20 protein-coding genes and 2 pseudogenes are annotated in these 26803 nt (G+C 35.8%); 19 read left to right on the top strand and 3 right to left on the bottom strand.

The window, feature by feature from the left end; all coding sequences use genetic code 11:
- Positions 1–7 precede the first annotated feature (7 nt).
- From ACQKFG_RS17355 to ACQKFG_RS17340, 4 genes are all read left to right on the top strand, one after another.
- A complete protein-coding gene (locus ACQKFG_RS17355; protein WP_427561043.1) occupies positions 8–7693 on the top strand; it encodes an amino acid adenylation domain-containing protein in 7686 nt (2561 codons plus the stop codon).
- Positions 7690–10593 carry a non-ribosomal peptide synthetase gene (locus ACQKFG_RS17350; protein ID WP_427561040.1) on the top strand — a complete coding sequence of 968 codons (2904 nt, stop codon included), beginning with the start codon at positions 7690–7692 and terminating at the stop codon, positions 10591–10593. The genes ACQKFG_RS17355 and ACQKFG_RS17350 overlap by 4 nt, the downstream gene beginning before the upstream one ends.
- Positions 10594–10612: 19 nt before the next feature.
- Positions 10613–11344, top strand: a complete 732-nt coding sequence (locus ACQKFG_RS17345) for a thioesterase II family protein (RefSeq protein WP_342615039.1) — start codon at positions 10613–10615, stop codon at positions 11342–11344.
- Positions 11345–11826: 482 nt separating this feature from the next.
- Positions 11827–12843: an alpha/beta hydrolase gene (locus ACQKFG_RS17340; RefSeq protein WP_427561037.1), complete on the top strand. Its 1017-nt coding sequence runs from the start codon at positions 11827–11829 to the stop codon at positions 12841–12843.
- A 459-nt stretch (positions 12844–13302) separates the two neighbouring features.
- Here the strand turns inward: ACQKFG_RS17340 and ACQKFG_RS17335 are convergent, their stop codons facing one another.
- Positions 13303–14694 carry a hypothetical protein gene (locus ACQKFG_RS17335; protein WP_427561034.1) on the bottom strand — a complete coding sequence of 464 codons (1392 nt, stop codon included), beginning with the start codon at positions 14692–14694 and terminating at the stop codon, positions 13303–13305.
- Between the two features lie 912 nt (positions 14695–15606).
- Between ACQKFG_RS17335 and ACQKFG_RS17330 the strand changes: the two genes are divergently transcribed.
- A complete protein-coding gene (locus tag ACQKFG_RS17330; protein WP_427561031.1) occupies positions 15607–16068 on the top strand; it encodes a DUF4306 domain-containing protein in 462 nt (153 codons plus the stop codon).
- A gap of 53 nt (positions 16069–16121) precedes the next feature.
- Here ACQKFG_RS17330 and ACQKFG_RS17325 read toward each other — a convergent pair whose 3' ends face one another.
- Positions 16122–16607, bottom strand: a complete 486-nt coding sequence (locus tag ACQKFG_RS17325) for a hypothetical protein (protein ID WP_427561028.1) — start codon at positions 16605–16607, stop codon at positions 16122–16124.
- Between the two features lie 376 nt (positions 16608–16983).
- Between ACQKFG_RS17325 and ACQKFG_RS17320 the strand changes: the two genes are divergently transcribed.
- From ACQKFG_RS17320 to ACQKFG_RS17275, 10 genes and pseudogenes are all read left to right on the top strand, one after another.
- On the top strand, positions 16984–17415 hold the full coding sequence (locus tag ACQKFG_RS17320; protein ID WP_427561025.1) for a hypothetical protein: 432 nt from the start codon (positions 16984–16986) through the stop codon (positions 17413–17415).
- Positions 17416–17430: 15 nt separating this feature from the next.
- The gene (locus ACQKFG_RS17315) at positions 17431–17751 is read left to right on the top strand and encodes a hypothetical protein (protein ID WP_427561022.1); all 321 of its coding nucleotides are present in this window, start codon (positions 17431–17433) and stop codon (positions 17749–17751) included.
- 32 nt (positions 17752–17783) lie between these two features.
- Positions 17784–18101: a hypothetical protein gene (locus ACQKFG_RS17310; protein WP_427561019.1), complete on the top strand. Its 318-nt coding sequence runs from the start codon at positions 17784–17786 to the stop codon at positions 18099–18101.
- A 1-nt stretch (position 18102) separates the two neighbouring features.
- Positions 18103–18348 carry a phage holin gene (locus ACQKFG_RS17305; RefSeq protein WP_427561016.1) on the top strand — a complete coding sequence of 82 codons (246 nt, stop codon included), beginning with the start codon at positions 18103–18105 and terminating at the stop codon, positions 18346–18348.
- Between the two features lie 47 nt (positions 18349–18395).
- Positions 18396–18767, top strand: a pseudogene (locus ACQKFG_RS17300) (M15 family metallopeptidase); the annotation flags it as partial.
- A 428-nt stretch (positions 18768–19195) separates the two neighbouring features.
- Positions 19196–19339, top strand: coding sequence for a peptidoglycan-binding domain-containing protein (locus ACQKFG_RS17295; protein WP_427561013.1), 144 nt, complete (start codon positions 19196–19198; stop codon positions 19337–19339).
- Positions 19340–19890: 551 nt separating this feature from the next.
- Positions 19891–20325, top strand: coding sequence for a hypothetical protein (locus ACQKFG_RS17290; protein ID WP_427561010.1), 435 nt, complete (start codon positions 19891–19893; stop codon positions 20323–20325).
- Between the two features lie 72 nt (positions 20326–20397).
- Positions 20398–21423, top strand: a complete 1026-nt coding sequence (locus tag ACQKFG_RS17285) for an ABC transporter permease (protein ID WP_427561007.1) — start codon at positions 20398–20400, stop codon at positions 21421–21423.
- A gap of 3 nt (positions 21424–21426) precedes the next feature.
- Positions 21427–22704, top strand: a complete 1278-nt coding sequence (locus ACQKFG_RS17280) for an ABC transporter permease (protein ID WP_427561004.1) — start codon at positions 21427–21429, stop codon at positions 22702–22704.
- A 4-nt stretch (positions 22705–22708) separates the two neighbouring features.
- Positions 22709–23374 carry an ABC transporter ATP-binding protein gene (locus tag ACQKFG_RS17275; protein WP_427561001.1) on the top strand — a complete coding sequence of 222 codons (666 nt, stop codon included), beginning with the start codon at positions 22709–22711 and terminating at the stop codon, positions 23372–23374.
- 210 nt (positions 23375–23584) lie between these two features.
- Here the strand turns inward: ACQKFG_RS17275 and ACQKFG_RS17270 are convergent, their stop codons facing one another.
- Entirely contained in the window at positions 23585–23764 is a 180-nt protein-coding gene (locus tag ACQKFG_RS17270; RefSeq protein WP_427560998.1) for a hypothetical protein, read from the bottom strand.
- A 221-nt stretch (positions 23765–23985) separates the two neighbouring features.
- Here ACQKFG_RS17270 and ACQKFG_RS17265 point away from each other — a divergent pair.
- The 4 genes and pseudogenes from ACQKFG_RS17265 to vanS all read left to right on the top strand — a co-directional run.
- A pseudogene (locus ACQKFG_RS17265) lies at positions 23986–24090 on the top strand (GNAT family N-acetyltransferase); the annotation flags it as partial.
- Positions 24091–24662: 572 nt separating this feature from the next.
- Positions 24663–24890, top strand: a complete 228-nt coding sequence (locus tag ACQKFG_RS17260) for a helix-turn-helix domain-containing protein (RefSeq protein ID WP_427560995.1) — start codon at positions 24663–24665, stop codon at positions 24888–24890.
- Positions 24887–25588 carry a VanR-ABDEGLN family response regulator transcription factor gene (vanR, locus tag ACQKFG_RS17255; protein ID WP_427560992.1) on the top strand — a complete coding sequence of 234 codons (702 nt, stop codon included), beginning with the start codon at positions 24887–24889 and terminating at the stop codon, positions 25586–25588. Before ACQKFG_RS17260 ends, vanR begins: the two co-directional genes overlap by 4 nt.
- A complete protein-coding gene (gene vanS / locus ACQKFG_RS17250; protein WP_427560989.1) occupies positions 25578–26711 on the top strand; it encodes a vancomycin resistance histidine kinase VanS in 1134 nt (377 codons plus the stop codon). The genes vanR and vanS overlap by 11 nt, the downstream gene beginning before the upstream one ends.
- The last annotated feature ends 92 nt before the right edge of the window (positions 26712–26803 follow it).

The raw sequence follows: 26803 nt of genomic DNA, 5'->3' as shown, positions 1-26803 counted from the left end.
CGCAAAATTGGAGAAATCTATTCAGAATATCTACTCATTAACTCCGCTTCAAGAAGGAATCCTTTATGAACTGGAAATGAACAATACAGCAGAGAACCTTTACATTTCTCAAATGCGAATCAGGATAACGGGCTCTCTTGAAGTACATGCATTATTCCAGGCATGGAGCCAGGTTGTAGAACGTCATGAAGCATTAAGAATGAAGGTCATCTCTAAAAATATCGAAAACAATGTTCAGGTTGTTTTCAATGCAATGGATTATCAACCAGAAATAATCGATATGATAGAGTTTAGTAAACATGATCAATTAAATGAAATTCAAAGAGTGATATCCAAATCCCAGGAGATGGATGTGAATAACTCCAATTTGATGAAACTCCAGTTAGTGAAAATTGAAGAAAATCAGTATATCTTGATTTGGACTCATCACCATATAATTTTGGATGGCTGGAGTTCCAGCATAGTCATCGATGAACTCTTCGTTATTTACAGCCGAATTGTAGGAAAAGAATCTAAACGGCTTATTGAAAAACCAAAGCAATATGGAGATTTTATCCGGTACATGAATAAAATCGATGCGGAAGATCTAAACCGTTTTTGGAAAGAACTAGCAAAGGATATTGAGCAGCCGACAATCACATTCCCCGCTCTGAAGCATGTGAAGGAAAAACAGCAGGAAAATGATCTATTTTGGGAGCTGGATAAGAAACAGAGTGAGCTTTTAAGGGAGTTTGCCGCCAAAAACCATGTAACGATGAATGTATTATTACAGTTAATTTGGTCGATCGTCCTAAAGGAAATGTCCAATCAAAATCGAATAGTCTTTGGAATTGTAAGCTCTGGCAGGTCGAATAACCTATTCAAATCCGAAGAAATTGTTGGGCTACTCATTAATACGATCCCGATGATAGCTGAAATGAACGATACAGATAGCATTACTGATTTACTGAAACGCTTCCAGGAAACATTAAACAATATGCTGGATTACTCTCAAATTTCTTTAGTGGATATCAAAAGGCATACGAATTTAAAGAAGGAAGATCCCATTTTCGAAACTTTATTTGTTTATGAAAATTATCCGGAAGCGAAAAACGATGGTTTTGAAATTAACTGGGAAATTGAAGGCGGGAAAGAGACACATAGCTTTCCATTATCATTACAGGCCCAGGATAATAAAGATACGATTAAATGCAAATTATATTTTAATGGCTGCTTCCTAGAACGTTCACTAGTAGATGATATCCAATCAGCCTTCATGCAGATTGCCCATCAAATTACAAAAGTACAGCAAATTGACGAAATATATGTCGATGTTGATTTTTCAAAACTAAAAAATAATGTGAGTAAGAAACATCAAGCAACAAGTAACAATAAGATCGCATCCACATCCGTTAATCAAAAACTTAAAGAAATATGGCAAGAGTTTTTCTTGAACAGTGAGATTAATGAGGATTCTGATTTCTTTCAATTGGGCGGGCATTCGATAACAGCCATGAAATTGGTGTCTAAAATAAATAAAAGACTTGATGCGAATATGAAACTAGCCGATTTGTTTGAAAATCCTACATTGAAAATGCTAAGTCATAAGATCTTTCCGGAAGTGAATACGCCTCCGAAAGATGAAACGGAAGTAGTTACATCTTTCGTGGAAAAGACATTTTTGGAAGTCTTATCAACAAGTCAAATCGATAAAAATGCCGATTTTTTTGAAGTGGGCGGACACTCGATTTTAGCCATGAAGTTATTGACGAAATTAAACAAAGAATACAATCAAATTCTAACCTTGAAAAATATTTTTCAAAATTCAACAATTGATTCGTTGACGGCCTTCATCATTAATGAAATGTCAGATCATGACATAGATCACAGTGAAGCACAACAAAAAGATCATGTTTTATCCAGTAACCAAGAGGCTTTGTGGTTCAACGAAAAACTTAATGGTAAGACAACCAATTATAATATCCCTCAGAAATATAAAATTACTGGTGCAGTGGATACTTCGATTATGGAAAAAACAGTCAACTGTGTCATTAATAGACATGAGATTTTAAGGACCACCGTCCGTGAAAATGCCGGGAAAGGCTACCAGGAAATCAAGGAAGATTTGTACATTAAAATAGATGAAATCGACCTAACTGCATTAAAGCCCGAACAGCAATCGACTCGTATGCTGCAAATCGAAGAAGATGTCCAGTCGGAAATCTTTGAAATTGAAAAAGGTCCTCTCATGACAGTGAAACTGGTTAAATTGAGCGAAAAAGAGTCTGTTTTATTTGTGAATCTCCACCATTTCATTTTTGACGGATGGTCAGTGAGTATATTTTTAGACGAATGGTTATCTTTTTATGACAGTGAAGTGAATGAAAAGGAACTCATCCTTGAAAACGACTTTAAACAATATAAGGATTTTGCCTTTGAGCAGAAAAGCTGGTTAGAACATAACATTAAAGAAGAATCGCTATTTTGGAAAACAAACCTATCTGGGGAATTACCTAAATTGGAGCTTCCTTTAGATACGATGCGTACAAAAGAAAACCGCACCGATGGCAGTAGTTTCATGGTGGAACTAACAAGTGAAGAGCTCCATGGTTTAAAGAGGATGTCCTTTGAACAAAACTCGACATTATTCATGACGCTGCTAACGATGTATCAGTCTTTTCTAGCAAAATATACAGGTCAAAACGATATCATCGTTGGAAGTCCTTTGGCGAATAGAATGATAGAAGGAACAGAAAAATCGATAGGTTATTTTGTCAATACACTGCCCTTTAGATTAAAGCTGGGACTTGAGGAGACATTCGAAGAGATTCTTGAAAGAAATACAAACCATATCATCGACATCTATGATCATCAGCAAATGACATTGGAGAAAATTGTTGAAGTCATTAACCCTGAAAGAAATTTAGCGAACACTTCATTATTTCAAACCGTCTTCATTTTACAAAATAATGCCAAAGCTTCATTTGAAAGTGAATACATAAAGATAACGCCTGAAGTGATGAAATCAAAGGCAGCAAAATTCGATTTGAGTTTAGCTGCAGAGGAATATGAGGATAAGCTTTTGTTCGCTTTTGAGTATAATTCAGGGTTCTTCAATGAACATACGATTCAAACACTAGCTGAAAATTTCTTAGAGTGGATTAGGAAAATTACCTATCAGCCTGAACGATCGATTGACAAGGTATCTGTGGTGAGTATGCGGCAGGAAAAAGTATTATTGGAAGAATGGCAGGGAGAAACCATTCGCTTTGAGGGGATCAATGACACAATCCCAGAAGCCTTCCATAAAATTGTTGAGCGGTTTCCTGATAAGATAGCCATTGTTGATGGTCCGAGAACCATTACATATCGCGAATTGAATGATAAGAGCAATCGACTCTCACACTATTTACTAAGCAAAGGGATTTCTAAAGAAGAAAGAATCGGAATTTATATGAATCGATCAATTGATATGGTGACAGGGATGTTGGCAGTAATTAAAGCTGGTGCTGCGTATGTTCCATTGGATCCTCATTATCCTGATGAACGATTAAGCTACATGGTGGAAGATTCGTCCATTTCCTATTGCTTGAGTCACAAAGAACTCGGAAAGAATGGTTTGATTGACTCATCCAAAATAATATATTTTGAAGATATTGAAAAAGAATCGGATCTGTTAATGGAAACGAATCTTCACATTGCGAATCAGAGTGACTTAGCATATGTCATTTATACCTCGGGAACGACAGGCAGGCCAAAAGGAGTCATGTTGGAACATAGTGGAATCATTAACTTAGTTTATAACCAAAATGAAATGATGTGTTTGGATACGTCAGCTAAAGTGCTGCAATTTGCCACGTTTAATTTTGATTCATCCGTCATAGAGATTTTCAGCACACTCTTATTCGGTGCCGAGCTGCATATAAGTGTAGATAAAGAAAATCAATTTGACATGAGTAAACTTGTTGAACAAATTAAGCGTGAAGGAATTTCTCATATCATTTTACCGCCTGCTGTGTTGAAAGAACTGCCAATCATTGAATTAAGCACGATTAAAGTATTGGGATCTGCAGGTTCAGAATGTCCAGTTGAGCTCGTTTCAAAGTTTAAACATATAGCGTTTTTCAATGGCTACGGGCCTACGGAATATTCCGTATGTACAAGTTTTAAAATGTTTCCCCCGAATGAGGATGTTACAGATGAATTCGTTGTATCGATCGGGAAGCCTTTGACCAACACGGTTGTACTTGTGTTGGATGAAAATCGGAAACTAGTGCCGGCAGGGTCAGTTGGAGAACTTTACGTGGGGGGAATTGGGTTAGCTAGGGGATATTTGAATAATGAGAGCCTGACAAATGAAAGATTCGTAGCCAATCCATTCAACCCTGCCGAAAAAGTATACAGAACTGGGGATTTAGTTAAGCATAACGAAGCTGGGGAATTAGTTTATGTAGGCAGGGCGGACGATCAAGTGAAAATAAGGGGATACCGTGTTGAACTATCGGAGATTAATGTTTCATTACGAAAAATAGCAGAAATCAAGGATAGTTATGTAACGGTAATGGAAGATGGATTTGAGCATAAAAGGCTAATTGCTTATTATACGGTGAATGATGAGGTTTCGGTAGATTCAATCAGAAGAAAATTGAAAGAAACACTGCCTGCTTTCATGATTCCTGCTCATTTTATGCAACTGGATAAATTTCCTTTGACGCCGAATGGAAAAGTCGATCGGAAATCCCTGCCGAAATGGACGGAACAGTTTGATGAGAGGCAGGAAAAAGTGCTGGATGCGAAAGAATTGTCCAAAACTGAAACAGAGCTTCTGACAATCTGGAGAAATGTTTTAAACGATCCGACTATAGGACCGGAAGATAACTTTTTCGAATGTGGCGGTGATTCAATCATCAGTATTCAAATATGCTCTGCCGCCAAAGAAAAGGATTTATTTATAACTCCTAAAGATTTATTTGAATGCCAAACGGTCCGTGAGCTAGGGAATGTTGTAAATGAGCTGGAGCAAAAACAAGTGGTTCAAGAAACTGTATCAGGTTATGTCCCGTTGACGCCAATTCAATCATGGTTTTTTAATGAAAACCATGAGAATATCCATCATTGGAATCAGTCAGTCGTTTTGATGAAGGATAATACGTTGACGTCTGAACACTATAAAAAAATCATCATGAAATTAATTGATCAGCACGATGTTTTAAGGACATTATTTGAAAAACATGGTGATACATATATCGGCAATATTTCAAATGCTGATACGGTATACGGTTTTCATGAGTACCATGTTTCAAGTTTTAAAGATGAAAAAAGCTTGAAGGAAATTAATGAGCTGGAAGAAAACGCCCAACAAAGCTTGAATATACACAATGGCCCCTTGATGAGGTTCCTTCTATTCAGGGATCAAAGGGAGGTAAGGGTTTTTTGGGTGATTCATCACCTTGTGGTTGATGGTGTTTCGTGGAGGATACTTCTTGAACATTTCGAAAGATGCTATCAACAGATAAAGAATGAACAAGAACCATCACTGCCTCTAAAAACGACTTCTTATAAACAATGGTCCGAAAAACTAAATGAATACAAGAACACTGACCTACCGGAAGAGGCCGTTCAATATTGGGAAAAGGAAATGAATGTTCCGGTTTCTCCGCTGACGGAAGACTTAGGAGAAACGTGTGATTTTGAAAACATGTACAAAATAGTAGTGGATGAGGCCCAAACACAAAACCTCATTAAAAACACTTTAAGAAAACATAAAACGACGATTGATGAAGTTTTATTATCCGTTATCGCACATGCACTTTCCAATCGAATGGGAATCGATGAATTTTGGCTCGATTTAGAAGGACATGGAAGAGAGAATATTGAGGATGATATTGATTTATCAAGGACGGTTGGGTGGTTCACCTCAATCTATCCAGTAAGGATTAAAGGAATGGCGACTTTGGGCTCAACCTTAAGAAATACAAAAAACATATTGAGAAATGTGCCAAACAAAGGGTTTGACTTTGGAATCCTAAAGTATATTTCCAATCGGAATCATAACTATCCAGATAGCCTTGTGAGTTACAACTATCTAGGCCAGTTTAATAACACGGGTGATATGGCACAAACCAATAGCAGCAATATCGATTCGAACTATAAATTTCCATATAAACTCAATTTTGTCGCCAGCATCGTAAACAATAGACTCATGCTGAATATTATTGGCGATAGCAATAATGAGAACTTCCGAATGATATGTAAAGAAGTTGAAGTACATTTAAACAAAATATTAAGTGGAAGTGCAGATTTGTATGACTCCATTGTCGAAACGGATTTTGAAGCTGAGAAAATAGTCGATGGAAGCACGATCACCCATTTCATAAATAAGTTTAATAATATTGAAGAGATTTACCCAGTGACATCACTTCAAGAAGGAATGTTATTCCATAGTGAAGTAACCCAAAGTCCTGAATATATTTCACAGCTATCCATTGATTTAGTGGGTGATCTGGACTTGGCTAAATTAGAAGAAGCCTGGAATGAAACCTGTAGAAAATACGATGTTCTAAGATCGGTTTTCAGGCGCAATCAATTGGGGGACCGTTATCAAATCATACTTAATGACATTTATTATGTGTTTAATCATGTGGATCTTACGATGTTTAGTGAAGACGAGTCAGGATCCAAGATAGACAACCTTTTAGAGCATAGCAAAAACAGACAAACGGATTTAGAAAATGGTCCGCTCATGAACATCACTTTGATACAGCTATCGGATCATCGCTATAAATTCATATGGACACATCATCATGCTTTAATAGATGGCTGGAGCCTGCAAATTGTAATTAATCATTTTTTGGATAATTACCGAAACCCATCCAATACGACAAAAGACAGTGATGAACATAAGAATGCTTATAAACAAGTCATGAATCATGTCAGAAATATTAATAAACAGGAAGAGGCAGCTTTTTGGAATAAAGAATTGAGGGATTTCGAACAAGTAAAAGCACTAGTGAGTAATAAAGCGGATAAGGTAGCTTTTACATCGGATAAAGTTATTGAATATAGCGTACCTGAAGAGTTTACCAAAAGATTAATAGAATTATCCAAGCGACATAGAAAGACCATTAATACCGTTGTTCAAGGAGTTTGGGGCATCGTTCTATCCTACCTAAGTGAAAGCGACTCGGTATGCTATGGGGTGACAAGCTCAGGAAGGAACCTAAGCATTCCGCATATTGAATCAGCTGTAGGCTTATTGATCAATACTCTGCCATTCTCTTTGAAAATCGATTGGGATGTTGATTTGCAATCCTATCTAACTGCTATTCAAAACAAGCAATTACAAATGAGAGAGTATGAGTTCAGTTCACTTACGGATATAAAGAAATACGCTGAAATTCCATGGGATAAGGAATTATTCCAACATATATTTGTATTTGAAAATTATCCGAGCACAGAACTGGCAGAAGATTCGCAAATCATGATTGAAGATTCAGTTGGAAGTGAATCGACCAATTTTGATCTTACGTTCTCTGCGGCTGTAGTGCAATCCAAGCTGCATTATAAAATCATTTATAAAGAAAGTAAATTCGATGAAATTGAAATTTTACGTTTTATGGATTCCATGCAGGAAATATTCTTGAAACTAACAGAAGATGAAACACTACTATCTATTGGTAAATTAATAAATCACTTGAAAGTTGGGGCCCGATGATAAGTAAATCGATGACGACGAATAAATTGATGTCAATAACTGAAGCTTTTATAAAAGTTGCGGAAGATAATCAGGCGAAAGCGGCACTTTGTGAAAATGGCAGGCAAATAACTTATAAAGAATTAGATATTCTTTCAGATAATCTTGCTAAAAGGATCATTGATTTGGGGATTCAAGAAGAAACAATGATCGGGATTCCAAGCAAAAGGTCCATTGAACTGATCATCGGTATGCTTGCCATAATTAAGTCAGGCTGTTGCTATGTTCCGATAGACGAAAAGTACCCATTAAAAAGATTGGAATATATGCTTGCGGATACGGATATGAAGTTCTTTTTATCGTTTAATGGCCAAGGAGGGAAGCTCCGTGAATTGGATATTGAGCCAATTCCATTTGAGATTAATGAACTAGGCAAGGAAGGGCACATTCCCGTTAACCGTTCTTCGGAGAATGGTCTCGCATATGTTATCTATACATCAGGAACGACTGGAAAGCCAAAAGGGGTAATGATAGAGCAAAAGAGTGTAGTCAATTTAGTATTGAACTCTGAGATACTTGAAATAAACGAAAATAATAGAGTGGCTCAATTTTCCAACCCATGCTTTGACGCCGCAACTTTTGAGATATGGGGAGCTTTATTGAATGGCGCAACTTTATTCTTGATGTCGAATGAGTTCACTTCTTTTGATGATTGGAAAGAAGTGATATCCGTTGGAAAGGTGGATGTAGCTTTTTTTACGACAGGTCTTTTTAATGCAATGGTTGATGAGGATCCATTTATTTTTGAAGGATTAAAGAAAATTGTGGTTGGCGGAGATAAAATCTCGGTTTCCCATGTAAAAAGATTGAAGCAAACAATCGGTCATTTTTCCTTGATTAATGGGTATGGACCAACTGAATGCACGACTTTTGCCATTTGCCATGAGGTCGAAGACAAAGATGTCGATGTTATTCCAATTGGAAAGCCGTTAAGCAATGTAGAAATCAAGATTCTATCTGAAGAACAAGTAGAGGTAGAGGATGGGGAAGCAGGCGAGATCTACATTGGCGGACAAGGGGTCATGAGAGGTTATTTAAATCAGCCGCAATTAACGGAACAAGCTTTGATCATGGATGATTTGAATCAGGCGAAGTGGTACAAAACAGGTGATCATGGCGTCCGGTTACACAATGGTGAAATCCTGTACAAAGGCCGAAAAGACAGTCAAGTGAAAATTCGCGGCTTTAGAATTGAATTGAATGAAATTCAGGAAAAGCTTGATAAATACATGAAGATTGAAAGTTCAGTAGTTGCTGTTAAAAACATCAATGGTGAGAATTATGTTATCGCTTATTACAAACATAAAGATGAAAAAGCGGTTGACGCTGAAAAGGATATTGAAGACTATCTGAGCAATGAATTGCCGAATTATATGATTCCCCATTTTTTTGTCAGAGTGGATGATTTCCCGCTTAATGCCAACGGTAAAGTGGATAAAGACAAATTATTGGATATGGATTTCATGCAAAATAAAACTTCCTTAACCAATCAAGAAACTGGAAAGAAAAAAGAAGTATTGGAGATTTGGAAAAATGTATTAGGAAATCCAAGTCTAGGATTGGACGACAACTTCTTTGAAAATGGAGGCCATTCCATTTTAGCTACAAAACTGGTCTATGTAATGAAGGAAACCGTACTTCCTGAGGCCACTTTACAAGTATTATTGGAAAATAACACAGTCAATAAATTTGTTGAGGCACTTGAAGTCGATTCAGCTGGCAGCATGGAAGCAGTGATGGAAAAGGATTCCATTCTCGCTCCAGCGTTGATGGAGAAAATAAGGGAAATATCCACTAAACCAGTGGAGATTGAAAAAAATATAATGATTACAGGTGGAACAGGGTTTTTAGGGGCACATCTATTAAATAAATTGTTACTGGAAATGGAAGATGTCAAAATCTATTGTCTGGTTAGATTTCCTTCAAGAAATAGATTGAAAGATACCTTAATGAAATATGGTCTTTGGCAGGATGATTTCGTAAGTAGAATCGTTGTAATTGAAGGGGATCTTAGTAAGCATCAATTTGGTCTGGATGATATGACATATGAGAAATTAAGCAATGATGTTTCTCAAGTCTATCATGTCGGTGCCGAAACGAATTTCTTCGAGCCATATAGCAAATCAAAGATTTCAAATGTGGATGGTGTAGTGGAGATGATTAAGTTTGCTTCTTCATACACTCGGAAAAACATTTATTATGCCTCAACGCTTTCTGTCTTGACCGGCGAAAGGAAATGGGACGAGGAAGACGAATTGGTTTACTCCCCCGATTTAATGATCGGGTACAGCCAGTCCAAATGGGTTGCCGAGAAATTGCTCCTTCAAGCAAGGGAACATGGACTGACCATCGATATTTTCCGATTAGGCAGGATTTCATCTAATTCAAACGGGGTTTGGAACGAGAAAGATATGTTGTACAAGGTTTTTGAATCATTTATTGAACAAAGGATATTGCCATTTAAAGAGGAAATTCATTTTGAATTGATGCCAGTCGACTTTGTAAGTGAGTTCATTTACAAAATATCAAGATTGAATGCGGATCAAAAGCTCGGGATCTATCATATGTTCAATGATCAGAGGGTTTCAAGTGAATTCGTGACCTCCTTCTTCGAAAAAAATGAAATACCTTACTCCAACTTGGATTTGGAAGAATGGTTACAATCATTAAAAGAAAAGACCCAATCTAACGAGATTCATTCATTAAGTGCTTTGTCCCAGTTAATTGATGAATCAACAAAATTAAAAGAGTCGGAAATCCTGCAATCCAAAACCAAGAAGGAAATGGAATTGATATCAATGAAAATGCCGGAAATCGATTCAGGGTATGTTGAAAGCTTCATGAAGTTCATGCTGAAATAATCGATCCTGGAGAAGGGGGATGGAAGGGCTGAAGAAGACAATTTTTTGTTTCCCTTATGCAGGGGGAAGTGCATCTTTTTATAGGGAATGGAAATTTGATGATGATGTGATAGAGGTAGTCCCGCTGGAATACCCAGGACATGGCAGTAAATATAGTGAACCATTGTGTGACCATATGGCGGATTTGACGGATATATTAATGAAAGAAATGGAAACGAAGCATCAAATGCATACACTGGGAAGCATATCTTTGTTTGGACATAGCATGGGTGCGATCGTTGCCTATGAAATTGCGGCAAAATTAGAAGAGAGACATGCTAAAAAAGTAGAGCATATATTCATTTCAAGTAAATCGTCTCCAAATTATAAAGTAGATCAAATCGATTGCTCTAATGCAAAACGTTTAAAGCAATCGCTTGAAAAAATCGGGGGAACGAACAAGGAACTCCTGGAAACCGAAGATTTCATGAATATATTCCTTCCGATAATCCAGTCGGACTTGAATGTTTTAGCCAACTATCACCATGAAATGAAGCGCAATAAAAAGGTGGGAAATAAAGCCGTTTTGCTTTTGGGATCGGATGATACCGTGACGAAGGAGAGTATCGAAAGCTGGAATGAATATATTGAACATATTGAAGGATTGCATATATTAAAGGGTGATCATTTCTATTTAAAGCAAAACCAAGATATTGTATTAAAAATCATTCAAGAGTATTTACTAAGAAGTCGTTGTGAAATTCTGATTTAGGTATATGCAATTGTTTGTGAACTCGGATTAGGAATAATTAATGTAAAAAGAATATGACCCAAAAGTGTTCGGATCATGACTCTAGAATTATGGATTATATCCAGATTTTAAAGATGAAATGATTTCAGACACTTTTGGGTCCTTTTTTTCTATCTAAGCTATAATGCGACTTTGGTTTTTAAGCTGGTTATTAATGCGCTAGACACAATTTATTCAAATCATGTATATTATCATGTAAGGCTCAAATTGGAGCAATAAAATCTCTAAAGTTAAAGGGGAACAATTATCATTGGTTGATATTGTTATTTTCAGCCAGTATGTTGGGGGATATGATTAAACATTGACTCATAACGGTACGAAAAATTTACCTTTGATATAAAGAATATGAAGCGAAAAAAATGATCCAAATAGTTTTTTTGAAAGAACGGATCTCTATACAGATTTTCATGTTTAATTAGAAAGATAAAGAAAGGTTGACGCAATTGATAATAACGACCAAATTTTATAAGAAAAAACGATGGATGATTCCCATCTCTATCATGATCATTCCAATTATCTTTGTATTAATAATGGGGAATTTCACACCGGTACTTAATACCTTTATGATCAAGCAGCTTTTCGAAGCTGATTCTTTTGCATCTCCTAAAAACATTGAGATAATTAAGGAACAGGTTCATGTCGAAAAAGATTTAACTTATGATAAGCATGGAATGGATAATAGTATTTTAGATATCTATTATCCCAAAAATATGAATAAACCACTCCCCGTTATCATGTGGATACACGGAGGTGCTTTTGTATCAGGCAGTAAAGAACAAACAAAAGAATATGGAATGGCATTAGCCAATGAGGGATATGTCGTGGCAAATATAAACTATGCGATTGCACCAGGACAAAAATATCCCGGTCCAATTCTGCAAGCCAACCAAGCCCTCAAGTATTTACAGGAGAATATCGCAAAATACGGTGGTGATATGAATACTCTATTTATCGGGGGGGATTCAGCTGGTGCGCAAATCGCTAGTCAAACCGTTGCGTTAATAACGAATGAAGCACTGGCAAAGTCAATGGATATTCAACCTTCAATTGATAAAGAACAGTTAAAAGGTGCACTTTTATATTGTGGGATTTATAACATGGACGAAATGGGTACTCAGTCTTCTCCGGTGATAAAAAAGGGGATCGACTCGGTGTTTTGGGCATATACAGGGCAAAAGGATTATAAAGCTTTCGCTAGACTGAATGAGATGTCTACAGTTAAACATATAACACCATATTACCCTCCTACCTTTTTGACAGTTGGAGATGCGGATCCACTAGCACCACAATCAGCAGAACTTATAGACGTTCTTGAAAAACAAGGAGTGGAAATAGAAAGTGTTCTATTTGATGGAACAAATACGGACTTAGGTCATGAATACCAATTTGATTTTACCATCCCGCATGCTGAACAAACTTTTGAACAAACCATTCAATTCTTAAAGGAACATAGTGAATGATTTTTTTGCTATATGATATTCAATTCGGTGAATTTCATCATTATCAGGCTAATATGTTAGTGTAACTGATTATACCCTATACATTTAGGGGTATTGCGATAATCCTTATATTAGAATTGCCACCTAAAAAACGAAATCCCCTGTTTCATTCATGCAGGGGATTTCGTTTTTTTTATAAACAAGCGAGGTTGTGAAAGCAATAACCAGCAATAGAAAGAGGGGAGAACATTGCTTATAAACTGAAAATATTTGTTTCCTTTACAACTGTTAGAGTAGGTTGATACGTCTTCGATAGATGCAGTTGCATATTTAGAGCATTAGCTTTCCCGCTTATCAAGCTATTTTAGGATGAGAATAAAGTAAGATATTGTACTTTATCGATAATCATCCGCTATGTCGATCGATTTAGGATTATTTAAAATCAATCTACCCTGTTTAGGAACACAGGAGTACATTAAGCTAAATGAGAAACATCGCGACTATCGTAGTAACTGCCAAACCAATGGTTACCGGAAGCAGGTTTCGGCGGGCAAGTTCAAAGGGACTGACGTTACATATTGCAGCGGCTGGGATCAATGCCCATGGAATCAGTGTACCTCCGCCAACCCAAATCGCGGTTATTTGCCCGAGTGCAGTCAAGGTGGCGGTTCCGCTTCCGATTGCCGTTCCAAATAGTTTGGCGACAGACCCGGCTAAAGAAATGCCTGAGAAGCCCGATCCATCCAAGCCAGTGATGGCACCGATGCCCGTTAATGTGACGGCGGCTATTTCTTTCGTTAAAGGAACGGAGGCCGCTAAGGCGGCACCGAGGTCATTGACAATGCCGAGTGATGTTTTTGGTAAGTAGTCCCCGATGATCTGGTTGAATCCCGAATCACCTAAATAGAAGAATGCTGCGATTGGAATCACAGGTCCGAATACCTTGAAGCCAAATTGAAAACCTTGAATCAAATAGGCCGTTGATTTTTCCAGTCCTTGCTGTTTATGTGCGACAAGGGATAAAATCAGCAAGATGAAAACGGCTGTACCGCCAACCAACGCCGTGGCATCTCCGCCTTGCAACTTCAAAACCGACAATGCCACAACATCCAACAGAAAGGCAATCGGAATGAAAACGGCAAAAAACTTCTTTTGTCCCAGTGTTAGCAAATCTTCACTGATTGTCTGATCGTGGACGATGCCCTCATTATCCGCCGCCTTGATTCTTCCAAGCTTCATATCCCGCTTTAAAAGGATAAAGGCGGAGAGGGTGGTGACGACCCCCATTGTAATGACAAGGGGAATGCTCGCAGCGATGACATCTCCGACTGGTATGGAAGCGGCATCCCCCGTTAGTTTAGGAGCAGCTTGAATGATGAAGTCCCCTGATAATGCGATTCCATGACCAAAAAGGTTCATCGCCATCGCCACGCCAAGGGCTGGTAAACCAGCCCGTAAGGCAACGGGGAGCAAGACTGCCCCAAGTAAGGCAACCGCAGGTGATGGCCAGAAAAACCAAGATATGATCATCATGACGATTCCAATTACCCAAAAGGCAAGTGTAGGATTCTTAATGAATTTCGCAAACGGTGCAATCATGACATCATTAATGCCGGACCTCGTTAAAACCGTGCTCATGGCAACGATGATTGAAATGATTAAAATCGTTGACATTAATTCCGTGATTGCGAAAATGAAGCTGTTGAATATCCCGCTTACGGATGAGGCTAAACTGCCTGTAGCCACTAAGGCCAAAAGGAAAATGCCAATTATACAGATGAGGGTAGTATCACGACGTTTTACCATAAACCCGATTATCAATGCAATAAATACAACATAAATCCAATGGAGTGCCGTTAATTCCATCTCCATGATCCGTCCCCCTCATAAATGTGCCTAGTTACAGATTATGAGGGAGGTATGGGGTGGTGAGTTGTTTCAAAAATTTTAAAGGCTTATCTTATTTTCAACTTATGATGTAAATATCGAGTTTAAGAGGAGATCACTTGGTGTATTTTTTCTGTTGCTTAAGGCTTAATTGAAATAGGGGAATGTGAACCTGACAAAAAAGAAGAAGAGAACGATGATCCGTTTGCTGAATCTAACTTAACGGATGCCGATTTATTAGACTAATGGATTTTGAGCAACAGACTATAAATAAAAAAAAGACCAGGATTACTCCCGGCAATGGTGTGTATTTGGATGAGATATTATACCATAGGGGGAGAATGAATGAGTAGCCAATTATCCTTCTTTCCGGACGTTGATGAAAAGCAAATTCGTTCTATCGTTGTGAAAGAACTTAAATTATTTAGGGCCTTGAAAATACAGCAATAAAACAAACAAGAGCTTAATGAGAAAGGGATAATAATAAATATCTTTCCTAAGCTTTATGATAACGATCGTGAAAAAGAAATGAAGGTCTTTCATATGGAAAGGGCATTGGATAACCTGGACAGTATTGAAAGGCAAATAATAGAGAAAAAATATCTTGACGTTGAAAAGCGGATGACATTAACATTTACTTGGATTTATGTTTGCAAAAAACGACTTATTATGAAAAAAAGAAACAGGCCATCTTTATGATTGCTCATTGCTTAAATATCATTTAGTTTATTTTCTATGTTTTTGAAACCCATTAGGCATATCCTGTGAAGGGGGACTTTAAAGAATATTATCTTTTGTGCCGCTCAAAAACTCCTTATAGTGGATATATTTTTATATTTAGTAATAAAATGGTATATTATTATTTTAAAAAATATATTATAACTTGAGGTGTTTAGTATGACCAAATACATAATACAAATATTATTATCTGTAATATTTCTTGCAATTTCTTCAATTGCTTCATGGTATGAAGGAAGTGAAATCCTAGAAGATCATTGGGAATGGGAGAATACAGCACACTTTTCTCACATGTTTAATGGTGAAGTAACAAGCACAAATGATATTTCTCAATTAGATTATTTTGTTTATTCTGCTAAGATAAAGCCTACTTTTCCTTTTATAATGATAATCAGTTTGTTATATTTAATAATTTTAATAGGTAAAATTGTATTGAGAAACTATAAGCATGGTTTTAATATATTTCTAACTATCCTAGGATGTTTGCTATTATTACCGTGCCTATTTTTATTTAATTCTCCTACAACAGGTGGTAAGGTCTTTACTTTGACTTTCGGACTAACCGGCTTAATGTGCTTACTGTTTTCATTAGGCTTTTATTTAAAAAAATTGAAGGATTAATTTTTTTAAATAACTGCGCCTTAGCTAAAATGGCTAAGGCGCAGTTTTTGTATTTAGTTGTAATTTATATATCCGCCTATAATTTTTACTGAGCCGGACCCTTCATTTACAAATGCAATTTTGTATGAAGATCCTCTTTTTAACCAATTGAGATCAGCACTTTGCCAACCAGCAAGTCCAGCTCCTTCAAAAGTTACTTTGCCTTTGTAAGTACTGCCAAGATATGCTTTGACTGACATTTTCTTAGGGCGATTTCCCAACTCAAAGTCTACATGATGTGGATTATAAAAAGAAGTACCCTTATTGATATAAACATAATTTGAAAATTCAGTTTTATTATCAATGTTTGTAGAAGCACGTGCTAATATCGGTGGAGTTGAATCCGATTTAACCGTTTCAGATTTGAAAACTTCGTCATTTTCATCATAATAAGTAACTTGTACCTCGTTACTTTCTGTTTCTTCAGCACTTGCAAAACCTGAATTTAAACCAAAAATACTAAAAGCCATCATAGAAATAAATAACAATTTTTTAAACATAAATATCACTATTTAGTAATATATTAGTAATTTTACAGTTTTATATAATTTTTTCAATATAATACCTAGAAGTAGTTTTATTGGGAATTTTGGGAATCTTTACTTTTTAAGTTTGGTATGGAAATAATCTTATAAGAGTCTGAAAAGACGGCGGAAATCAAATTTTTCAGGAGATTTTAGTGCAAAGCGAAAAAATTATAGACAAAAACTGAACAAAACATGGAGAAATGGCCTACCAATTTTGGGGCTTTTTTTTTTTTTTTATTTTTGTAAGATTATCTCAGGTAATAAATTCCTGGGAAACGCACATATCCCATATCAAAGTGCATTACTCGAGTAGTCAAACAGGAACAACATTCTCCAGTACATCTTCCGTATGGGTGAAGGTTCATTTGATTACCTCAATATTTCGGAAGTAACGATTACCGATTCTCTAGCGCGTTTATTTATCATCCAGCCTATTGCGGGAGAGAATCGAATCAATGGATATATAGGCGAAATAAATAAACCCGTACACAAACCTGTCACCATGACTTCCGGATATAAATTGTCGTATGACGAAATGTTCATCAATCAGAACCATGTTGTGGAATTGACTTCATCGAGGGACGTGATGCCTGCCCAGTATCCGTTGCGTGACGGAATCATAGAAGGGCAAAAACTTACATTGTTTTATTCCGCCCAACATTCGGTCCAGGTTAACTGGACCACACGTCTACGAACAAAAGATGAGAAAAATCTACTCTTAAATAAGGACCGCCGTTACCTTCATTTGATTTGGATGAAGAATAGCTGGTACGAATTGTAAAGAGAGGGACAGGTTTTGAGATTTGTAGATAAGAGTTTTGTTGTGACGAAGGAAATTCAATTAACGATTCGTGCTGTAACGGAAGAAGTGGAAGAGATTATCGAGAACAAAACCAATAGAATGGTCGTTTGTAAAGTCGTGTTTAAAGATATGGAGGAGCAACCGGTAGTTAGTGAGTTGCACATCATTGAACATGAATATTACGATTTGCTGATGAGTACCGATGACATGTTTACAGTGGGGAAGTCATTAAATGAATATCGTCTAATTGATCTGTTTAAAGTGATCGATAAAATGCGAGAAGATCGAGAGAAGGCCACTGAGGAGGTATTGTAAAAAAAGCGAATTTAAAAATGGGAGGTGTAAAGGTGAATGTTTCATGGGGTTTATTAATCACACTCATAGGTTCATTGTGTACGGCAACAGGAGTTGTTCTGGGCTTGTTAACATTTATCCGAAATAGAAAAAATGAAATCAAAAGCAATGTCAAAAATGATGCTACAGACTCAGCTATCATCAGTACAAAGTTAGACAATATTGGTCAATCATTGGATTCCATTCGAATTGATCTTAAAACTAGTGATCAAAGTTGGACTACTTTGTCAGGTACAGTCATTCGAATAGATGAAAGTACCAAACAGGCGCATAAACGCATTGATAAAATTGAACATAAAGGAGAGGACTGAATTGGTTAAAACAAAACAATATATAGCTATGATAGGCGGTGCACTTGGTGCACTGCTTTTATTTTTTCAATCTCTGGGTTTTCAGGTTGATTGGTTCAATGAAAATACCATCAATTCGTTTATTAATTTCCTAACAGCCTTAGTTCCACTGAGTTTTGCTTTATACGGAGTATATAAGAATCAATATCTCTTAACCAAGAAAGCTAAGAAACAAGAAGTAGTTTTGAAAGAAGAAGGATTAAAGTAGCTGCCTAACGGTCACTTTTTATTTTGCATGATAAGGAGAGATGGTAAATGACTGTATCATTACAAACATTGTTGGATAGATCAATGGAAAAAATGGGTTCAGGTATAAATTCAATTGTTGAGGCATCGGCATTAGAGATGATTAAACGTGCGTATAACGAAGGGATTTACGTCCAAATAAGCGCAGGTTACCGCTCAATGGAAGAACAAGCTGCCCTATACGGTCAAAGCCGTTTTTATAGTTACAAAGGAAAGGGTTATAGCAATCTAGCTAAGCCAAAAGTGACAAATGCTAAGCCAGGACAATCATTTCACAACTTTGGACTGGCTGTTGATTATTTCCTTGTAACCGAAGATGGAAAAACAGCATTATGGACGGTGAATACAAAATGGAAACGTGTAGCTGCCATCGGTAAAGAACTAGGGTTTAAATGGGGTGGAGACTGGTCAGGTTTTAAAGATTATCCTCACTTGGAGATGACAGGTGGCTTATCCTATTCACAGTTGCAAGCTGGTACAAAACCTACTCTTACCCTGAAATTCAAACCGGATTTTGATGCAGTTGTAACGGATTCACCTAAAAAAGAGGTAGCTCCCAAGGTTACTAAGTTCCCATCCAAGAACAAAGAGGATAACGTGGCCGTTTCCATTCAAAAAACATTGAATAACAGATATGGATGTAATCTCATTGAGGACGGTATTCCTGGACCTAAAACAAAGTCAGCCCTTATAAAAGCTTTACAATTAGAACTTAAGGAAAATGGGGACCTAAAACTAGAGCTGCCATTGTCACGGTTAAAAAAGGTGCAAAAGGCAATCTTACATGGATTCTACAGGCAGCACTTTATTTGGAAGGATTTAACCTTGGATCACTTGATTCAGACTTCGGAAAAAATACTGAATCAATATTATCTAAATTCCAGAAAGCTAAAAAGATTACTGTAGACAAGAAGGCAGGCAAGGCTACTTTCACTGAATTGTTTGCTGCGTAATCAAAAACCCTTACTCGATTTGAGTAGGGACTATTTTTGTTTTAGGCTCTGTTAAAAGTGTTGTTGATTAACTAACTTGAGAATGTCTTTTGTTGCGTATAAGACACAAACTGTGAAATAAAATAGACAGAAAGAAAGAGTATCATATCACTCTTCCTTTCTGTCTACTTTACACTTATCTAACCATAATGAAATGTTTCTGAACATTCACAGTTAACCTCCATAAACCCTTTAATGATAAGGTGTTAAGAAACTAAGGTTTTATAAGACAACCTTAGCACCTTAGCGTATTTTTTCCGCATTTTGATACAGGAACTCCAAATCCACAAAATGTAAGCTAGACCCCTTGTTAAAGTATATTTAGTTATTTCAAAGACGAGACCTGTACCTGAATGGGAAAATAGTCACTAAAAAAGATAGGTAAAAAGTACTGAATATCCATATTTTTTACTTTTTTGATATAGTGTATGGTATATTACTTTTTGTTCTAAAAAATGATAATTTTGGATATTTTCATTTTCTGAAACAAAATAATTGAGAGGGTGTATGAAGTGAAGATCTTAAGTAAAGTGAAAAGTTTGGCTTTAGCAACTGCGTTATTAGGTGGGGTAAGCTTTTTTCCCGGGATGGCAGGTGCTGAAAATTTGGGATGGTCACAAGATGAAGGCTATGCTGACCCCACAATTTCTCATGATGGAGACTCTGCTTTTGCAGACAGCGGATTTACAGTTTATGCAGCAGCAAGTAAGCCTCAAAGCCATACTGCTAAAGTAATTGTTACAGAACCAGTTGGAACTATTTCTTATATTCACGCTGTAACGAAGTGGAAAGATAAATACCACTATACACGCGCTAGATGGGAAATAGGTGATACAATTAAAGGTGATAGTAATAGACAATGGGGCACTAATCAGTCTACGGCTAACTCAGGAAAGCATAGTGATGAGCTTAGTAGGTATATCGCTCATTCATACTGGGGAAGCTAACCAAATTTTTTACAACTACAGAAGCAGAGAGAACACTGCTTCTGTAGTTATAAATAGATTGGAAGATAATGAATGCATAAGTTTATAAAAAGAACAACTATAGAAGATATAATATTGATATTATTTATAGCTATTTTTGCAATAGTTTTTTTGGGGTTATTAAACTACAGTCAAAATAAAAATGAACTAGATTTACTTTCTAACGATTTATATAGTAAGGATAGTATTAAATTCTATCTTGATAACGATAAGCCAATCGATTTTGAAGGCTTTGAAACGAAGTATGAATTTGACAGTAACTATATTATTTTTAAGGAAAATATAGATAATAATATAAACGCTATTTATGTTAATGGTGAAAATACCGCAATACCTATTAAAAGCGGTAGGTTTTTTCAAAAAAGTGATTTCTATAAAGGAAAACATGTTGCATTAATAGGGCGGGATTTTAGAGATGTAGAATCTATAGGGAATAAAAGATATATACAATACGGGCCTGAAAAATTTGAAGTGATAGGCGTTCTAGGTGGAAGCATAAAATCGAAGATTGACAATAAAGCCTTTATAAATATAGACGCCGTATATGAGTTAGGGCAAAAATACAACAATGGGGCTTATATCTTAGATGGACACAATAAGACCAAACCAATCTTTGAATCGTTAGAGGCCTTCCATAAAGATGATGCAGAATTTAAGAAAATAGAGGCTGATGGAAAAGGATTAAGTAGATTGGTTACAGTGAAAAATAACCATTTACTAATTATTCTTTCTCTTGTAATCTTGTCAGTAAACTTAATGGTTCTTAGTTTTTGGCTTTATAAAAAAAGAGTATTAATTGCCGTCTATCAGCTTATAGGCCACCCAGCCTGGATAATATTCAGTTTGAATGTAGTAAAGTTCATCTTTATATCATTTATTTCTCTACTAATAGGCATGTCTGCTTTCTTCCTGATTAGTGGACACTTCATGGATTTTAATGCTGCCAATTTAAGGCTAACTTCGTATACTTTAGTGATTTTTTATCTATATAATTTTATAATCTTCCTAATTTCTACTAACGCCTTCTCAATTAAAAAATGTATAAAGGTGTTGAAATAATGAATGAGACAAATCTTGTTAGAAGCTAAAGAAAGCTTAATGAAGAGGAAATTATTTTCCTCCCTACTCTTTATAATAACGACCTGCTTATTAATTCTATTATCCACGCTATATTTAAATTGGTTTAATGTTGATACAAAAACAAAAAGTTATTACGCACAATATCAAGGTGAGAACATTTATCAAATTTCTGATGAATTAATAAATGATAGAGAAAAGCAATTTTTCTCTGATTCCTCTGAGCTAGAGGTTATAAAGAAGTTTTATAGCTACTTAAATCAACAAAATAGAGATTTTACATATATATATACTAATAACCAATCAATAGGTGTACACAATTTCAAAGGCTCAGAAAAATTCATATATGGGTATGAAACAAACTCTTTACAACCGGATTTTGAGAAAAATGGGTTAACATTCAAAGTTGCAAAAGCTATACAAATTAACGAAAATGTGCTGTATAAATTTGATTTGCCTCTTTTTACAGGTAGGGGTTTCAAAAAGGCAGATTTCATAGATCAAAATAATAATGAAATACCGATTATCTTAGGAGCTGAATATGCCTCGCTCTATAAAGAGGGAGATATATTTAACGTTGATTACCTGAATAAACCATTCAAGGTAAAAGTAATTGGAATATTGAAGTCAAACGTGAATTTGCCGGTAAGAGATGACCTTGAGTTTTATTTAGATAGATACATAATTATGCCGAATATTATAATGGGAAGTCCAAGCGATGCGGAATCCTTGGCATTCCAGCAAAAGTCTTATTTAAGTGCAATTAACGGTCAAGTATTCTCGGAACTTGATAAGTTGCAAGTAAGAAAAGCTCTTGAAGGTATATCAAAAAAAACTGGATTCTATGATTATCAGCTTATCGGAGCAAATGAAAATAATATTGATTTTATGCTTTCGATGCTTTCGGTTAATAAAAAAATACTAACAGCTTTTGCTTTACTTCTTTTAATCTTTTCTGTAATTAGCATCGCTCTTTCATTAACTGTTAAATGGAATGTAAATATGAAAAAATATGCCATTCACCTGATTTCAGGTGCTACTATTAATAAACTTATGATTTATATATTCTTTGAATTATTAATTGTCATGTCTATATCCCTAATATCAGTCTTTATTTATATGAGAACGATTGGCTTAATTTCGTATACTTACTATGTTCCAATGATTATTGTGGTACTAATTATTATTCTAATGGGTATGATCCCTCTATATATGAAATTAAAGAAACTGAATATATCTGAAATGCTAAAAAGAAGGGTGTAATGAATTGATACTTTTAAACGATGTTAAAAAGTCATATAGAACTGGTAAGGAGAAGCATGGTGTACTAAATGGAGTAACTCTTACTATTAAAGAAGGTGAAATGGTCGCAGTTATGGGAAGAAGCGGAGTAGGTAAATCAACATTGTTATACATTCTTGCAGGCCTTGAAAAACCATCGGATGGTTCATTCGTTTTTAATGATTTAAATATCGGAAATTTATCAAGTAGTGAAGCGGCCAATTGGAGAAAGAGGCATGTTGGATTTGTATTGCAAAATCATGCATTAATAGAAGAAAAAACTGTTTTTGAGAATATGGCTTTACCTTTGAGATATTCTAGTAAATCTAAGATTGAAATTGTAGAACGTGTCGCTTATTTATTAAAAGAGTTAGGGTTAGAGAATCAGGGTGATAAATATCCTCGTCAACTTTCTGGAGGTCAATCACAACGAGTTGCAATTGGTAGAGCTTTAGCCAATAATCCCGATTTGATTTTAGCAGATGAACCTACAGGGTCCTTGGATGAGGAAACGGAGGCGACAATTCTAAATATCTTTAAGAAAGTCAATAAACAGGGGAAAACTTTCATTTTAGTGACACATGATGAAAGTGTAGCAAAAGTTTGCGATAGGACTGTGAAAATGAAAGATGGGCTAATAATAGAAATCTAGGTTTATTCTTGACTACAGTGTTCCATACAACTTGTCTCAAAAATCTTATCGTTGCTAAGTCAGTAATTTTTACTTTTAAGAATAGATTAACGTTGTAAATCCGCATTTCCTGATGCTACCCCAAGTAAGAGTCTAAAACAAAAGCTGAATAATTTCCGAAACCAGAATTAGAAAAATATGCAATGCACATAAAAAAAGAAAAAGGTGACGTCACCCATCTTTAAACATGATTTCACCTTTTTCTTTGATTTTTTTCAAATCAATGTCCATTAAAATTTGTTCTTTATTCTTTGTAACGATCATCTCTTCCATACCACAGGCTACTTTCTCGGCTTGATTCGCACCGACAATATCAAAATATTTCTCAAAATCTCTCCTAAATTGAATCAATCTTCATGTTCGCTCTTTTCGTTCTTTTTATTTCAACCTGCTGTTTTCTCGCTTTAATCTGTTCCATCTTTTCCTCTAACTTTCTTAAATATTCCTTGAGACGACAAAGAAAAATATTTCGGTTACTAGATTCTTCATAAAGGGAAAGTAATTATAATGTACTTAATTTTTTCTTCACTTCAATTCTCAGAAAGTGATATTGCAACTCACGAGATTATAGGGGAAAAGGATTTGCACCTACTTATGCAAAAATATTTATAGATCACTGGCTCGAAAAGGATATAATGCCACGCTGGGATTGTCACATATTAAATAAGCCTCTATAAAACTGGCTGGAAAATTAGGATTTGGAGATCCTGTAATATATTCAATACATATTATTAAATGTTGCTTTTAGTTTTTCATACCAATCAGGTAAGTCCGTTGTGCTTAGTGTGCGTTCTGAGAGACGTTCATCCTTTTGAGACCCTTTTCAGTTTTTGTATTTGGCTGTGCTCGTAAAAGTTTTTGCTTACGCATCCATTGGTTACTATCAATGAGGTTATTAACAATTATTAAGACTCCTTTGATGGCGCTAAGCACGCCGAAAGTATGCATCAAATGAACATTTTCTCTTGTTAAGGACAGTCAACTGTAATTATTTAATCAGTTTTATTATCTGCTTTTGTTTGTACATATCTTTTAATTACTTTTTCAAAGGCTTTTTTAATTTCCTCGATTGTATAACCAGGCTCGAATTAATCCTTTAGTTGTTTGTTCTTGAGGGCTTGCTTTGCATGTAGTACAGCCCGTAAATCTGTAACAAAAGTTTGAATAAACGGTCTAAAGGGTTGCGTATAAAGACTGTTGATTTGTGTTATATTTTAATTATTATTATCATTCAATCGTGGAGGTTAAAATGAAAGTCAGTTATAACAGGCTATGGAAGCTACTAATAGATAGAGGTATGAAAAAAAGCCAACTTCGTGAAGCAGTCGGTGCAAGTAAAAGCACCTTTGCAAAACTTGGGAAAAATGAAAATGTTACGCTTCCCGTCTTACTTGGCATATGTCAAGTTCTTGAATGCGACTTTGGCGATATTATGGAAGCTATCTCCGATAACAAGGAAGGAAAAACGCAAGTATGAATGAACATATTTTAATTGTTGACGATGAAAAAGAGATTGCCGATTTGCTTGAGGTTTATCTTAAAAATGATGGATATACGGTATATAAATTTTACAATGGTATGGATGCTCTAAAATGTATTGAGTCCACCAAACTGGATATGGCTATTTTAGATGTTATGCTTCCTGATATTGAAGGGTTTCAAATCTGCCAGAAAATCCGGGAAAAGTACTTCTACCCCATTATTATGCTTACGGCAAAGGTTGAGGATGGCGATAAAATAATGGGACTTACTATTGGGGCTGACGACTACATAACAAAACCATTTAACCCGTTAGAAGTAGTAGCAAGAGTTAAGACCCAACTAAGACGCTATACGATGTATAACAATACATCCGAGAACGAAACAGTTATCGTTAACGAATATGAAATAAAGGGATTACTAATTAATAGAGAAACTCACAAATGCTGTTTGTTTGGAAAGGAAATTTCATTAACGCCCAAAGAGTTCTCTGTCCTTTGGTATTTATGTGAACATCAAGGTAAGGTAGTTTCTTCTGAGGAATTATTTGAAGCTGTTTGGGGCGAAAAATATCTTGATAATAATAATACCGTTATGGCTCATATCGGAAGATTGCGTGAAAAGCTGAACGAGCCTGCCAAAAAGCCAAAGTTCATTAAAACAGTATGGGGGGTCGGATATACAATTGAAAAATAAAAAGATTGATTATAATAGAGAATATAAAGAGCTACGAAATAAGCTGTTTTCCAGAGCAGCCATTATGGTTTTCACTGGCGCTGTTATTATCTATTTAATCTTTGGTTTTGTGCTAAAAGGGCGTTTGGCAAATGGTTTAGTTTGGTTTCTTAATAGTGTGCTAAAAATAGATTACGATGTTTCGTTGAATTTATATCAGCAGATATTTCGGAATAATGCAGATTTAATTACCTTAGCAGCGTGCATCGTTGTGTTTTTTATCCTTTTACGATTTTATCTTAATCAATTTACCAAGTATTTTATTGAGGTCAATCGTGGTATTGATGCGTTAATCAGAGAGGATACTGGAGAGGTTATACTATCCCCAGAATTATCTGCTACTGAAAAAAAGATAAATCAGATTAAGCATACTCTTGATAAGCGGAAAATGGACACCCAGCTCGCTGAACAACGCAAAAATGACCTCATCGTTTATCTTGCTCATGATTTGAAAACACCACTCACATCTGTAATAGGGTATCTCACTCTACTCAGAGATGAAAACCAAATTTCTGAAGAACTACGAGAAAAATATCTATCAATTTCATTGGATAAGGCAGAGCGTCTTGAAGATTTGATAAATGAGTTCTTTGAAATCACCAGGTTTAATCTTTCAAATATTACGCTTGAATACAGCAAAGTTAATTTAACACGAATGCTTGAACAATTAGTGTTTGAATTCCAGACGATGTTCGCAACGAAAAATTTGAAATGTACTTTGCATACAGTACCGGATATAATGCTAAAATGTGATGTGGATAAAGTACAACGTGTCTTTGATAATCTTTTACGTAATGCTGTTAATTACAGCTATGAGGACACTACGATCGAAGTATCCGCCGAACAGGATGACAGTCAAATAATATTAAAGTTCACTAACCGTGGGAATACAATACCAGAAGAAAAACTTGGACGAATATTTGAGCAATTCTACCGTCTAGATACTGCCCGTAGTTCAAGCAGCGGCGGAGCTGGGGTGGGACTTGCTATCGCAAAGGAGATTGTCGAACTTCATCAAGGCACAATTTTGGCATACAGCAAGAACGAATTGACCTGTTTTGAAGTGACACTTCCTCTTTCGTAGGAAAATTGTAAGAAATTCAATATAAAAATAATATAAAGTCGTTGGAGTAAACAAATAAACGGCACTCTTGTTATGGATACAATTATCGTATC

It is taken from the genome of Peribacillus sp. NPDC076916 (assembly GCF_050269675.1).
Taxonomy (GTDB): Bacteria; Bacillota; Bacilli; order Bacillales; family DSM-1321; genus Peribacillus; species Peribacillus aracenensis.
The sequence above is the reverse complement of the archived record's forward strand: the minus strand, read 5'-3'. Positions and strand labels throughout refer to the sequence as shown.

What these genes read in the sequence shown, in the direction of transcription:
- ACQKFG_RS17350 (WP_427561040.1), top strand. Translation starts at nt 7,690, where the DNA reads ATGATAAGTAAATCGATGACGACGAATAAATTGATGTCAATAACTGAA.
- ACQKFG_RS17345 (WP_342615039.1), top strand. Translation starts at nt 10,613, where the DNA reads ATGGAAGGGCTGAAGAAGACAATTTTTTGTTTCCCTTATGCAGGGGGA.
- ACQKFG_RS17335 (WP_427561034.1), bottom strand. Translation starts at nt 14,694, where the DNA reads ATGGAGATGGAATTAACGGCACTCCATTGGATTTATGTTGTATTTATT.
- ACQKFG_RS17330 (WP_427561031.1), top strand. Translation starts at nt 15,607, where the DNA reads ATGACCAAATACATAATACAAATATTATTATCTGTAATATTTCTTGCA.
- ACQKFG_RS17325 (WP_427561028.1), bottom strand. Translation starts at nt 16,607, where the DNA reads ATGTTTAAAAAATTGTTATTTATTTCTATGATGGCTTTTAGTATTTTT.
- ACQKFG_RS17320 (WP_427561025.1), top strand. Translation starts at nt 16,984, where the DNA reads ATGGGTGAAGGTTCATTTGATTACCTCAATATTTCGGAAGTAACGATT.
- ACQKFG_RS17285 (WP_427561007.1), top strand. Translation starts at nt 20,398, where the DNA reads ATGCATAAGTTTATAAAAAGAACAACTATAGAAGATATAATATTGATA.
- ACQKFG_RS17280 (WP_427561004.1), top strand. Translation starts at nt 21,427, where the DNA reads ATGAGACAAATCTTGTTAGAAGCTAAAGAAAGCTTAATGAAGAGGAAA.
- ACQKFG_RS17260 (WP_427560995.1), top strand. Translation starts at nt 24,663, where the DNA reads ATGAAAGTCAGTTATAACAGGCTATGGAAGCTACTAATAGATAGAGGT.
- vanR (WP_427560992.1), top strand. Translation starts at nt 24,887, where the DNA reads ATGAATGAACATATTTTAATTGTTGACGATGAAAAAGAGATTGCCGAT.